This is a genomic window from Bacillus sp. NTK071 (assembly GCF_017303315.1).
GTDB lineage: Bacteria > Bacillota > Bacilli > Bacillales > Guptibacillaceae > Guptibacillus.
The window spans coordinates 1-12,692 of sequence record NZ_JAFKOI010000022.1; the positions used below are offsets into that span (position 1 = coordinate 1).

Annotated in this window: 12 protein-coding genes; 2 read left to right on the forward strand and 10 right to left on the reverse strand. The window is 41.8% G+C overall.

Annotation, left to right across the window (positions count from 1 at the left end):
* Nucleotides 1-182: 182 nt before the first annotated feature.
* Together JI666_RS19475 and spoIIQ are read right to left on the reverse strand one after the other, a co-directional pair.
* Complete coding sequence (locus JI666_RS19475) at nt 183-359, reverse strand: hypothetical protein (protein WP_206894717.1); 177 nt, start codon at nt 357-359, stop codon at nt 183-185.
* Nucleotides 360-691: 332 nt separating this feature from the next.
* Complete coding sequence (spoIIQ, locus tag JI666_RS19480; protein WP_206894718.1) at nt 692-1,597, reverse strand: stage II sporulation protein SpoIIQ; 906 nt, start codon at nt 1,595-1,597, stop codon at nt 692-694.
* Nucleotides 1,598-2,017: 420 nt separating this feature from the next.
* Between spoIIQ and JI666_RS19485 the strand changes: the two genes are divergently transcribed.
* A complete protein-coding gene (locus JI666_RS19485) occupies nt 2,018-3,505 on the forward strand; it encodes a glycosyltransferase (RefSeq protein ID WP_206894719.1) in 1,488 nt (495 codons plus the stop codon).
* A gap of 281 nt (nt 3,506-3,786) precedes the next feature.
* On the opposite strand, the gene spoIID is transcribed toward JI666_RS19485, so the two are convergent.
* From spoIID to JI666_RS19500, 3 genes are all read right to left on the reverse strand, one after another.
* Nucleotides 3,787-4,797, reverse strand: coding sequence for a stage II sporulation protein D (gene spoIID, locus JI666_RS19490; RefSeq protein ID WP_206894720.1), 1,011 nt, complete (start codon nt 4,795-4,797; stop codon nt 3,787-3,789).
* A gap of 176 nt (nt 4,798-4,973) precedes the next feature.
* The gene (murA, locus tag JI666_RS19495) at nt 4,974-6,299 is read right to left on the reverse strand and encodes a UDP-N-acetylglucosamine 1-carboxyvinyltransferase (RefSeq protein WP_206894721.1); all 1,326 of its coding nucleotides are present in this window, start codon (nt 6,297-6,299) and stop codon (nt 4,974-4,976) included.
* A gap of 29 nt (nt 6,300-6,328) precedes the next feature.
* A complete protein-coding gene (locus JI666_RS19500; RefSeq protein ID WP_206894722.1) occupies nt 6,329-7,075 on the reverse strand; it encodes a YwmB family TATA-box binding protein in 747 nt (248 codons plus the stop codon).
* Nucleotides 7,076-7,139: 64 nt separating this feature from the next.
* On the opposite strand from JI666_RS19500, the gene JI666_RS19505 reads away from it, so the two are divergent.
* On the forward strand, nt 7,140-7,313 hold the full coding sequence (locus JI666_RS19505; RefSeq protein ID WP_206894749.1) for a hypothetical protein: 174 nt from the start codon (nt 7,140-7,142) through the stop codon (nt 7,311-7,313).
* Here the strand turns inward: JI666_RS19505 and JI666_RS19510 are convergent.
* The 5 genes from JI666_RS19510 to nuoL all read right to left on the reverse strand — a co-directional run bounded on the left by JI666_RS19510 (nt 7,227) and on the right by nuoL (nt 12,681).
* The gene (locus JI666_RS19510; protein ID WP_286170970.1) at nt 7,227-7,400 is read right to left on the reverse strand and encodes a DUF1146 family protein; all 174 of its coding nucleotides are present in this window, start codon (nt 7,398-7,400) and stop codon (nt 7,227-7,229) included. The genes JI666_RS19505 and JI666_RS19510 overlap by 87 nt on opposite strands.
* Entirely contained in the window at nt 7,351-7,515 is a 165-nt protein-coding gene (locus JI666_RS21850) for a hypothetical protein (RefSeq protein WP_286170971.1), read from the reverse strand. Before JI666_RS21850 ends, JI666_RS19510 begins: the two co-directional genes overlap by 50 nt.
* Nucleotides 7,516-7,809: 294 nt before the next feature.
* The gene (gene nuoN / locus JI666_RS19515) at nt 7,810-9,330 is read right to left on the reverse strand and encodes an NADH-quinone oxidoreductase subunit NuoN (protein WP_206894723.1); all 1,521 of its coding nucleotides are present in this window, start codon (nt 9,328-9,330) and stop codon (nt 7,810-7,812) included.
* 4 nt (nt 9,331-9,334) lie between these two features.
* The gene (locus JI666_RS19520) at nt 9,335-10,834 is read right to left on the reverse strand and encodes a complex I subunit 4 family protein (protein WP_206894725.1); all 1,500 of its coding nucleotides are present in this window, start codon (nt 10,832-10,834) and stop codon (nt 9,335-9,337) included.
* Complete coding sequence (gene nuoL, locus JI666_RS19525; RefSeq protein WP_206894727.1) at nt 10,834-12,681, reverse strand: NADH-quinone oxidoreductase subunit L; 1,848 nt, start codon at nt 12,679-12,681, stop codon at nt 10,834-10,836. The genes JI666_RS19520 and nuoL overlap by 1 nt, the downstream gene beginning before the upstream one ends.
* Between the last annotated feature and the right edge of the window lie 11 nt (nt 12,682-12,692).

The following is a 12,692-nucleotide window of genomic DNA, read 5'->3' on the forward strand; positions in this document are numbered from 1 at the left end:
GGAATATTAAACTGGACTATACGGTGAGAAACTTTTTTCAAAAAAGAATAAAGTGGTTTAAACCCCTGTCATAATAACTTTTTCCGAGGGAGTCGAGCACCTTCCGCTCCAATCAACTCTGAAATGTGGTTATATACTCATAACCGCCTTCAAAAACAATAATTTTTAAGAAAAGAGCCAAATTATTTTAAGTTAAAAATAAGCTCCACAGTTTCAACGAAGCCAAGTGGCACCCTAGCGATTTCTACTATAAAGTAGGCTCCCATCATTCCAATTGGTAGTAACAAGTACTTCTTCTTCTTTTTCTTGAGTGTGATCACTAGACTTACAACTGCAACTATCACTAATGCTAGAAACAAATAACCTCCTCCTTTTAATTATTCTGAATTTTCCGAAATACATTTCTAATTATGTTTCTATCAGATCTGGAAGTCAATGCGACTATCTTCCCAGTATTTGTATATTCAACCTCGACAATTGACCCAGAGAAAGCATCTTATCTTGATTCATTCTCGTAGAATTCCTTTGAATAGGTATCTATAATTATGTCGATTCCATCGGGAACTTTCTTGCTATTTCCCGGGAAAGCTCGAATGTTGTCATGAAATACATCCTTATCTCCCCTTGCATTTAAACGTTAATAAAAACTTGAAAACAACAAAAAAACCCCCGATTTCTCGGAGGTTCTTCCTTATTGGGAATCCTTTGTATCTGATTTTTCTTGGTCCGATTTTTGCTCATTGTTGTTTTGCTCGTTGGATTTATCCTCGTCTGCACCTTTTGCATCATCTTCGGCTTTCTTCTCAGCATCCATTTCGGATTCAGTACCTTTTTGTTCAGTACCTTCTGAGGCTGATGGGTTAGAAACAGCATCCCCAGCTTCTGTGTTTTGCTTTCCTTCAATGGCTGAAGCAGGCTGGTTGAACACATCAAGTGGATTCACTGCAGATCCATCTTTACGAACTTCAAAGTGTACGTGTACGCCAGCATCAGTATCAAACGTGTTTGTTCCCGCTGTACCTAGCTTGTCTCCCTGTTCTACTTTATCACCTTCTGAAACTTCAAGAGCATCAAGAGATTCATAGACAGTTACAACGCCATTTGCGTGTTCTAGATGAACGACATTACCAAGCAATTGATCTTCCGTTGCTTTAACGACCTTACCAGTCATAGCAGCTTTCACATCAAAACTTGATCCATCTTCTTTAGCATAATCGATTCCTGCATTTTGGTAGTAGGTATTATTATAGAAAACAAGAGCTGCTTGTTGTTCTTCAGTGCTTGCTGCTGTATCGTAGAATTGTTTCTGCACAAATACTCCACTATCTTCGGATGCAGGTACTTTAAAGACTTCTGAATCACCAAGGACTGGAACAGACTCGTCATTCGCGTCAAAGGCACTTCTTTCTTCGTTAACACCACTTAAGTCACGTGGTCCCGCATTTTCTTGTCCGCCTTGCATCCAGAGAACTGCTGCAAGAACGATTGCTGCAAAACCAAGATAGACTGCCGGATAGATCCAGCGTTTTCTTGCTAGCTTCTGCCATTTAGAAGCGCTTTTTTCAATAGGATGAGATCGTTGTTTTTCATCTCCCATTTGTTCATCACCTCAGCAACATTGTGGTCAGTTTGCGAGATTTATATACATTTAACCAAAAAAATATCTATTTATTTTTCGACAAAGGGTTTTATTTTATACACTAAATGATTTTTTCAACAAAGGATTCTTATCAAAAGGCTATTTTCTAAAAGGTTTTTTCGAAACAATTCCTGTGAAAAACCACACTCCGCCAATTGGAGCGGAAATTCACCCACAAAGCATCTATTCCCTATTTAGCCCAATCGTTTCCTTAATTTCCAATTTACTTATTATGTAAGTGTTTCTTGTTTACTTTTTGTCATATATTTGCAAGAATGATTACTTAAGCATTAGGGTATATAATCCTTAGATGCACTTACATCATTGAATTCTTGATATAAGAATTCAAAATGACTAACTAAAGGGGATTAACTAATCATGAATTACGTTATTACGTCGACACTGCCTGAACAATATGGCGGAAGGACAAAGTCCCTGCTGGATCGTACTAAGAAGTTAGTTGAACAAGCTAACATGGAATATACGATCATTACGACTAACTACAATCCTTATTACGGGGATATTTATGAACAATACTATGCACAAGATAAACTTCCACGCTCTGTTCAGCTGATTAACATCTATGATTTTCTATCAGGACGCTCTTATTCTGGTAAAAAGGTGGATCAGCCTGTTGAAGAAGAGGGACTAACTCATCGCGAGATTAAGAAGAACACGACTTATCGTTTCTTTGAAAATGGTGAATACGTTCTATATAAAAAGTACGATAAAGAGGACGGCTCGTTAAAGTTTGTTGATTTCATGGATCCTTATAACCGTAAACGGGCTTGTAGAAAAGAATTTAATAGCCGCGGGATTTGCCATCGTAAAATCAATTACAAGCAAGGCACAACTAACAAGCTTGAAGAAATTCTATATGATGATGATGGCAATGCATATGTGAATCGTACGTTCGACGGATCAAGCGAAAACAATTTAATACGGATGCACCTGTTCACTGATCAAGAAATCTTAGAATTCAAGACGGAGAAGGATTTCTTCCGCTATTGTTTCGAACAGATGATTGAAGACCATTCTACTATTATTAATGATGCTCGTCTTCTTGATAAACCTATGTGTGAAATGGAAGGCAACAACTTAACCAAAATTGCAATTCTCCATAATTCTCATCTATCCAGTGATGACCGGAACGATATTAAATCATCTTACCAGTACATCATTGATCATGTTGAAGAAGTTGATCATATTGTAGCGTTAACTCATGAACAAAAGAAGGATCTTAGTCACTTGATCTTTAACAATGAGAAGATCTCGATTATTCCACATTCCATTGCTCCACCAGAATCTCAAAAGAATGTGAAGAAAGAGAATAAATTTGTCTTTATCGGACGACTCACTGACGTTAAGCAGGCAGATCATCTTGTTGAAGCGTATCAACTTGCGCGTGAAGAGCTAGGAAGCTTTACCCTTGATATCTATGGGGAAGGTCCTGAGGAGAAGAAATTGAAGGAGCTCATTACAGAATACAACCTTGAAGAACATGTCTTTCTAAAAGGACTTACCGATGATCCTGAGAGTGTCTTCGCCTCTGCAAAAGCTTCTTTCCTAACAAGTCAGTACGAAGGTTTTGGTTTGGTTATCATGGAAAGCCTTAACAACGGTTGCCCCGTTGTCGCCTATAATACGAAATACGGCCCGCGTGATTTAGTTACTCATGGTGAAAATGGATTAATGGTCGAGAAAAATAATATTCATGCCCTTTCCGAAGCGATGGTACAAATGAAAGATGCCAAATTCAAGAATGTTGATGTCGACAAAGAATTTCGCAATGATGCCTTTATCTCAAATTGGTCTACCCTTTTAAAAGACGAGAAAAAACGCTTTAAAATTCCTTTCTTTAATTAAAGTCTTTTCTAAAAGATGGTTGATTTTGAACCAGTTTTTGTATAAACAACAACACTTCGCTAATTGAAGCGGAAGGATGCTCGACTCCTGCGGGACTGGCGGGACAGGTGAGACCCCACAGGCGCAATGGTTTCCGCGCCGAGGAGGCTCACCGCCCGCCCCGCGGAAAGCGAGCATCCTGGAGCGGAAATTAACACACACTCTTACAGTAAACGAAAAGAGCCTTTACAACCTTAAATAAAAATCACAAACAAAAGGCCGCGCAATCGCGGCCTTTTGCTTCATTTTTGTGCAGTTAAATTGCTCACATATCGTCCCATCTCACTAATCGCGACGTCTTTATAGTAGTATTTCACAATGTCTGCGTACGGTTTGCCCTCCTCCGCCATTCCATTTGCACCATACTGACTCATGCCTACACCATGCCCGTATCCTTTCGTCGTTACGGTTATGCTGTCGCCACTTCGTTGCCATGTAAAGTCAGAGGATCGTAGTCCTAACAGATCTCTTATTTCTCTTCCTGAGAATGTCTTGCCGTTAACCGAGGCTTCTGCAACTCGTTTTCCTTCAGTTAAGTTCTTAATGGTCCCAATAGAACCGTCACCTGGTAGGGTTACACCTAACTTCTGTTCAAATTCTTGAACGGTAAAGGACGCTTTATCTTCGTACTTCGGAGAATCGACATCCCACGGACTTTCAACACTTCGTAAATAAGGTGCTGCGTTCTCCCAGTAGTCCTCTGAGTTTTCTGTATATCCATTACTCGTTGAGAAAAACGAAGCATAGATCGGATTACCATCATACGTTAAGATTTGCCCTGCTGTTGAATTAACGGCTTCTTCAATCTTGGCGTATTTCTTTTCGAAACTTTTCCCCCACGTCTTTTTCAGCTGATCTTTATCTTTGTACACCTGGTCCTGAATCGTATCTGTTACAACGGCTTCAGAAGGAAGGTCTCCAGGTGGATTTGTCAGTTTTGCTACGACAAACGTCCTTGCTGTTAGCGCCTGTGCCTTCAATGCCTCAATATTGAACTCTGAAGGCATTTCAGCGGCTACGACTCCAGTAACATAATCTTCAATCGGAATCGTCATCGTTTCCGATTTCTCAGAACGATATACAGCCACCGACACGGCTTCCTCTTTCGTTCCTTTCTCCTTCACCGTATTCGCTACGCTAGCAGGTGCCGGCTCTGTGTAGGTTGTACCGTAGGGTAAAACGAGAAGTGATGGAAGAAGGATAATAATTGCCGCAAATAGAACAAGTGATACAAGAATCGGTTTCATTCGCATGCCTCCTTCTAGATTGTTTACCCCTACCATCGTATGGAGTTGGACAACCATTTAGAACAGAAACACACCATGCAAACGGAACTATTACCAAAAATAGCTAATGTATTCCTAATGTGTTAGTGAATTCATTTGAACACAAAAAAACCGTAGCATACGCTACGGTTTTTCATAATCTATTATGCAAATTTAGGCTTCATGTTAACTGCTTGCTCAGAAGTTTCTGTAGCAGGCTTTTGGTTCTCATCCACTGTAACACGTTCAACGTCAGCACCAAGGCTAGCAAGCTTCTCTGAGAAGTTCACATAACCACGATCAAGATGCTTCAACTCATCGACGCGAGTGTAGCCGTCTGCCACAAGTCCAGCAAGGATAAGGGCAGCTCCTGCGCGTAGATCTGTTGCGGAAACTTCTGCACCTTGTAGTGTAGAAGGTCCTTCAATGATTGCTGCTCGGCCTTCAATCTTAATGTTACCGTTCATGCGACGGAATTCTTCTACGTGCATGAAGCGATTTTCAAATACAGTTTCTGTAATTACACTTGTACCTTTCGCTTGAAGCAACAGTGCCATCATCTGAGATTGCATATCTGTCGGGAAACCAGGGTGTGGCATTGTTTTCAAATCAACTGGCTTAAGCGTTTCTGGTCCTACAATACGAAGGCCTTGACCTTCTTCTGTAATTTCAACGCCCATTTCTTCCATCTTCGCAATAAGTGGACGAAGGTGTTCAGAAACTGCGTTTTCAATAAGGACATTTCCGCCTGTAATTGCTGCAGCTACCATAAATGTACCTGCTTCAATTCGGTCTGGGATAACAGCATGCTCAGCTCCAACGAGCTTCTCAACGCCTTCAATACGAATTGTACCTGTTCCAGCGCCACGCACTTTTGCACCCATTGCATTCAGGTAGTTAGCAAGACAAACGATCTCAGGTTCCTGAGCGACGTTTTCCATTACTGTTGTACCTTCAGCAAGGACAGCAGCCATCATAATATTTTCTGTTGCTCCTACACTTGGGAAGTCAAGATAAATTTTTGCACCTTGAAGTCTTCCTTTAATAGAAGCTTCAATAAATCCGTTCCCAATTGTTACGTCTGCACCCATTGCTTCGAATCCTTTAAGGTGCTGATCGATTGGTCTTGAACCAATCGCACAACCTCCAGGAAGTGCAATACGAGCATGACCCACACGGGCCAAAAGTGGTCCCATTACGAGGAACGATGCCCTCATTTTGCGGACTGCTTCAAATGGTGCCTCTGTTTCCAATGGCTTAGTTGCATCTACTTTTATCGTATTACCATCTATTTTCGTGTCTACGTTCAGATAGCTCAATACTTCGCTAATCGTGTGTACATCTGATAGGGCAGGCACATCTTTTAACGTGCTAGTGCCTTCGCCTGCTAAGATAGATGCTGTGATGACGGGCAAGACTGCATTCTTTGCTCCTTCTACCTTAACAGAGCCAGCCAATTTCCTGCCACCTCGGACGATGATTTTTTCCAACGTATTCCCCTCCGCGTCCTATTTGTATATTAATATTCAGTCGTAATTATTGGTGTGCCAATTGTAGCGGTTATTCCGCTGCCTATTCCTGTATTGCGTAGTGCTATTTGTAAGTTCATTCTCTTGTTGTTTGTTACAAGATCTTCTTTCCACTCTCTATGGTATGCGGAAAGAGATACAAACGTCTCTTCATTGACTTCTTCGACTTTTGAAGCTTTGAAAGCTCCTAATAGCTCGTCTGCTTCTTTGTACAAAACAATGTTCATTGTAGCATTTTTTACACCCTGAAAACAAGTGAACACAGGGGCTTCTTCAGTGACTAATTGTGACTTTTGCGACTTAAATCGTTCGTACGTTGTTCGCCATTCCTCCTGAGAAAAACCAAACTTTTCCATGTGATAAATAAGATAAGAGCTAATGCGATTGTTTTCTGGATAAGAAACGAGTGTTAGTGTTTCCGTCGTTCCCGCTTCTGAATCCATTCTTGTCCCAGTTACTTTGACATTTCCGTCGTGCTTTTCAAGCGCACCCCATTTGAAGCCGGGCGCTCTCTTCTTAAGCTCTGACATAATACCTGTGTTCCCTAAAGGCCGTGGCATGAAACTCACTTTTTCTCTTGTGTAAAGTGACCACCTGTCAATTGTGTAATCGTGGGTCAATAATACATTCGCCATTTCGGCAACTTTTACTTCCGTTTCATCTTCAAATGAGACTGATGTACCATTTGAAAAACTTCCCAGAAGCAAAATAGATAGTACTCCGATTAGAAGCTTCATCTTAACCCTCTCCCCGTTCAGGTCTTCTTATCTTTCAGTGTGACCATGGGGAAGAAGGACATACATGGAAGTTGTAGTCAGATACCGACAATTTCCGTACGAAGCTTCTGTAGTGTATATGGGACAGCGTCTACTATTAACGAAACAGCGTCTAGAAAAAATACTGCAAACGGATGGACCAGTTGTAGTAATCAAGGAAGAAGTTGCTTGCGAGGGAACCAATGCTAAGGGTCAGTAAGATCATAAGGACTTTCGCCTGTGGACTATTCGGTTTTTTAACGAAAAGATCGAACCGAAATGTTTGCAACGCCCACCAAGTTATCAATAAGAAAACCAGGTTTATGACAATCGAAAAGATCGATTGCTGCGCCAATGCTTCTGTCATCATATCTACCTCCCATCTGCAAATACACCATTCGACAAACATACCATTTTTCCATCTAATAGCCTATTATAAAAGATTTTCGTTAGGATAGATACCCGACTTTACCCCTATATGCAACTTTTTTTTGTGTAAAATAAGTTATTTCCGACATAATATGGCTAAAAAACCTTTTAACGATAAAAGTAGTGGTTAATTTGCGCTTCAGGTGCTCGCTTTCCGCGGGGCGGGCGGTGAGCCTCCTTCCGCTTCAATCAACTTTGCTGCATCCGTTCTATATAATAATTTCTTTCAAAACAACAAGCTTTAAATTAACAAAAAAACAAAGAAAAACAGCAGAGTACCTGCTGTTCTAAGGATTGAAGATCTCTAGAAACTGAAAATGATCATGGATAAAGGTTAACGCAACCGAAGGGAAAATACCAAGTAAAACGGTTCCGGCTACTGTAATGGCAAGTACTGCGGTTATGCCATTCGAAATTGCGACAGGTGTTCGATGTTTAGACGGTCTGAAATACATTTGCACAAGGAGTCCAAAATAATATACGTACGAGATAACTGTCCCCACTAGCATAGCAGTGACTAATAGATAGCGCTTCGGTTCGGTGCCAAGTGCGCTCATAAATATTTCAAATTTCCCTATAAATCCTGCTGTAAGTGGTATACCAGCAAGCGAAAGAAGGTAAATGCTCATCGCAATTGTGAGATAGGGCGAGCGTTTAAAAAGGCCGGCAAATGAAGCGACTGTCACTTCTTCTTCAGCTGACATTGCATGGATAACCGCAAATGCCCCAATGTTCATTAATAAATAGGCAGTAAGATAGAACCATACTGCGTCGAATACGAGTTCAGATAATGCCGCTAACGGAACTAGAAGGTAACCAGCATGTGCGATGCTTGAGTAAGCGAAAAGTCTTTTCGCATTGAGCTGCCTAAGTGCAATCACGTTACCAATAAGAATCGTTAGAACGGCAAGGAGAACGAGATAAGGTCGAACTGAAACAAGAAGCGTTTCATAACTAACGCCATCAGGTGTAATGACTTCCCTAGTTCCAGGTGCAAAAACGAATGGAACCATTAGAAGTCGAAGCATGATCGCAAACCCGGCAATTTTTGAAACAACACTTAAAAATGCGGTAACAGGGGTTTCAGCACCCTGATACACATCAGGTGCCCACATATGAAAAGGTGCTGCGGTTATTTTGAAGGCAAGCCCAACGACAATCATGAGGAATGCAAAAACAATTAGAAAGCGGTTGTCTGTTATAACCACACTTCCCATTAGTCCTTGAATCTCATAAATGTTCGTCTCTCCTGTTAGTCCATAAAGATAACTCATACCAAACAAAGTAATTGCAGTTGCAATACCGCCATTTACAACGTATTTAAATGCAGCTTCATTTGCTAGCGTGTTCGTTTTCCTAATTCCAACAAGTACATATGATGAAAGACTTAATAGCTCCAGCCCTACAAAAAGCGTAATTAAATCGGCACTTGAGGCCATCATCATTCCACCTAGCAATGCGGTTAGAATGAGGTAAATATATTCTCCCCTTACGCTTGTAGACTCGTCAGGCAAACCTAGCAGAAGCACAAACCCCGTTCCGATTAGCATAAGGAATTTAAAGGCTTTAGCAAACGAGTCGACACGATAGGTTTGATTTAAGATGGAGACGACCCCATCATCAAACTGAAGAACAAGAAAGACAATAGCTGCCGCAATGCCAGCTAAAGCTAGCCATATGAGAAGCGAGCGGTCTTTCTTCTTATTCATGAAGAGATCAATTAGAGAAAGCGCGACAGCTGTAAGGAGTATTGTAAACTCTGGCATCATGCTGTTCCATTGATATTGTAGCAACGTATCCATATCCATACCGCTAACCCCCTATCCCAAGTGTACGCGCAAGTTGAAGTGTATTGGATAGTACCGCAGGATATACACCAATCCAAATGATGATACTGAGTAGAATGGCCGATGGAACGAGTTCTACAGCCGTTAAGTCCCTTTTACCATCAAAGAGTGGGCGTCTCTCACCAAACGTAACGGCAAGAACCGCTCGAAGTATATAGACTGCCGTTAAAATAAGACCAAGAACTCCTACACTACCTATTATAGGCATTGATTCAAACAATCCTAGAAAGGCTAGAAATTCACTAATAAAGCCGCTCATACCAGGAAGGCCGAGTGATGCTAGACCTGCCGCGAGAAGAAACCCTGCAAATAAAGGTGCTTGGCTCGCTACCCCGCCTAGCTCTTCAAGCTTTGTCGTCTGGAAGCGATCAATGATGACACCGACAAGTAGGAAGAGCAGAGCCGCAATTAAGCCGTGTGAAATCGTCTGAAAAACCGCTCCCTGAAGCCCAGCCGTATTAAAGGAAGCAACACCAAGAAGGACAATACCCATATGCGAAATCGATGAGTAGGCGAGTACAGATCGTAGCTCGGTTTGAACAAGCGCAATGAACGCTCCATATAGGAGATTGATTACCCCAAGGATAGCTAGAACAACAGCCATTCCCTTCAACTGTTCTGGGAAGAACCCCACTCCAAATCGGATTAATCCATAAGCACCTATCTTTAATAAGACACCAGCATGAATCATGACAACTGCAATTGGTGCTTCCACATGGACACGCACCATCCATGTGTGAAATGGTACGATTGGTAGCTTAATTCCAAATGCAATAAGTAATAGTACAAATAGCCACGTTCTAGTGTTTCCGGATATAAATTCGAGTGAGTCCGTATCTTTTAACAGCATTGTTAATTCAGTGATATTGGTTGTTCTCAATTCAACGAAGAGAACAATAATTACAATAAGAAGAAGTATAGAACCAATTCCATTGTAGATTAGAAAAGAAAAGGCTGCTTTTTCTCGATCAAATCCTCCCCACTTCCCAACAAGTAAAAACATCGATACAAGCGTTATTTCAAAAAACAAGAAAAAGAGAAAAAGGTTTTCACTCGCAAAGACACCGAGTATTCCAAGCTCAAGAAGTAAGAATAGGATGTAAAATCCTTTTGCACTTTCCTTTATCCTAATCGTTGTAAGGGATGCAAGAAAGGTGATGAGTGAAGCTAGCATGAGAAACAATACTGAAAGTCCCGTTACCCCGAGATCATACGCAACGATGTAAGGTTCGTTTGGACTAATTGATGTCATGAGCTCAAACCATTGGTGATACTCCTTAAACTGAACACCTGACAAGCTCCGATCAAACAGGGAAAACACTATCAGTGTAAGTCCAAGTGGCAGAACCGTGCCCAGCACGCCCATATAGTTAATAAACCGATGATCGCCTGGCATTATACTAAGTAGCACAATCCCTAATAGCGGGGAGAGAATGAGGATCGTCAATAGAAATGAATCATTCATTAGAAATACCCCCCTAATACGGCGATTAAAAGGAGAACAATGACTAGACCTGAGAAGGCAACTGTACCGTAAGTTTGCACCTGACCTGACTGCAGCTTCACTCCCGCTTGCCCAAATCGTTTGACTGCGTAAGTAACGGCAGCTGCTCCACCTTCAATAATGAATCGGTCAACATACATCCAAAAATACGCAATCACTCGGCTACCTTTTACAAAGACGCCTTGATACAGTTCATCTACGTAATACTTCCGATAGAGAAGCTCGTGCAGAGCAGTTCGCTCAATGGATTCCACAATAGAGTTCGACTTCCTCACATACATCATCCACGCGAGGGCAATCCCTCCGATTGAAAGGACACTCGCTAATATTGGAATCCAGAATGGTGCTTCGTGATGAACAAAATTGATGGAATAAGGCGTTGTTTCAAGCCAGTCACCAAGGAAGGTACCGAACCATTTCGTTTGGATGTAGCCTCCTACAATGGCTAGGAACGCTAGAACCATCATAGGAATCAACATAACGCTCGGTGATTCACGCGCTTCGCTAGAACCTTTCCCAAAGAAAACAAGGAAATAGAGACGGAACATATAGAACGCCGTTAGAAAAGCTGTAATCAGACCGATCGCAAATAGGACATATCGACCATCTCCGTAGGTACTGGCAAGAATTTCGTCTTTGCTGAAAAATCCTGCAAGTAAAGGAAAACCAGAAATGGATAGACTTCCAATTAAGAATAGAGCTGCTGTTTTCGGTATCTTCTTACTCAGCCCGCCCATTTTAAAGATGTTCTGCTCATGAACCGCGTGAATGACACTCCCTGCTGCAAGGAAAAGCAGCGCCTTAAAAAAGGCATGCGTTGTGAGATGAAAGACGCCTGCTGTGTATCCTGCAGCACCAAGTGCTAACATCATATAACCAAGTTGGCTGACGGTTGAGTATGCAAGAATCCGCTTAATATCCGTCTGCACGAGCGCGATTGTTGCTGCAAAGATCGCTGTAAAACCACCCGTAACAGCGACTGTTGTCATCGCTACTTCAGACATCGAGAAAATCGGATACGTAACGGCGACAAGGTACACACCTGCCGCAACCATCGTTGCTGCATGGATAAGAGCGGATACGGGTGTTGGGCCTTCCATCGCGTCAGGAAGCCATGTATGAAGCGGGAATTGCCCCGATTTTCCTACGGCACCAATGAATATGAGAATAGCGGTAAGCGTAATGAGTGCCGGGGCAATATCTCCTGCTTGTGCTGCTTCAAAAATCACGTCTAACTCAAAGCTTCCTGTTTGCCAGAACAATAGAAAAATCGCAACGAGAAGTCCAATATCTCCAATCCGCGTCATGATAAACGCCTTTTTAGCAGCTGCTTTCGCTTCAGGTTTATAGAAATAAAAACCAACTAGAAGGAAAGAACAAACGCCTACTAGTTCCCAAAACATATACAGCTGTAGAAGGTTTGGCGAAAGAACAAGCCCAGTCATCGAGAACGTAAAGAGCCCAAGATAGCTGAAGAACGTTGCATAGCGCTCATCATTCGCCATATAGCCGATCGAATAAATATGTACGAGAAAGCTGACAAGCGTGACGATCACGAGCATGAGAGCGTTTAGCGGATTTACTTCAAGACCAACCGTAATCATGACCGTATCAATTGAAAACCAATTCGCCTCGACTAAATAATTGCCTTCCGCAAAATGATTGAAAAGGACAACAAGTGAACAGAGGAATGCAGCTCCTGTAAAAAGGGTACCGACGATTCCAGCTTTTTTGTAAATGGGCCGTGTAAACAGAATGATGAGAAACGATAGAAGTGGCAAGATTGGTATGAGAAAGACGTAGTCCACTTTTATGCCCC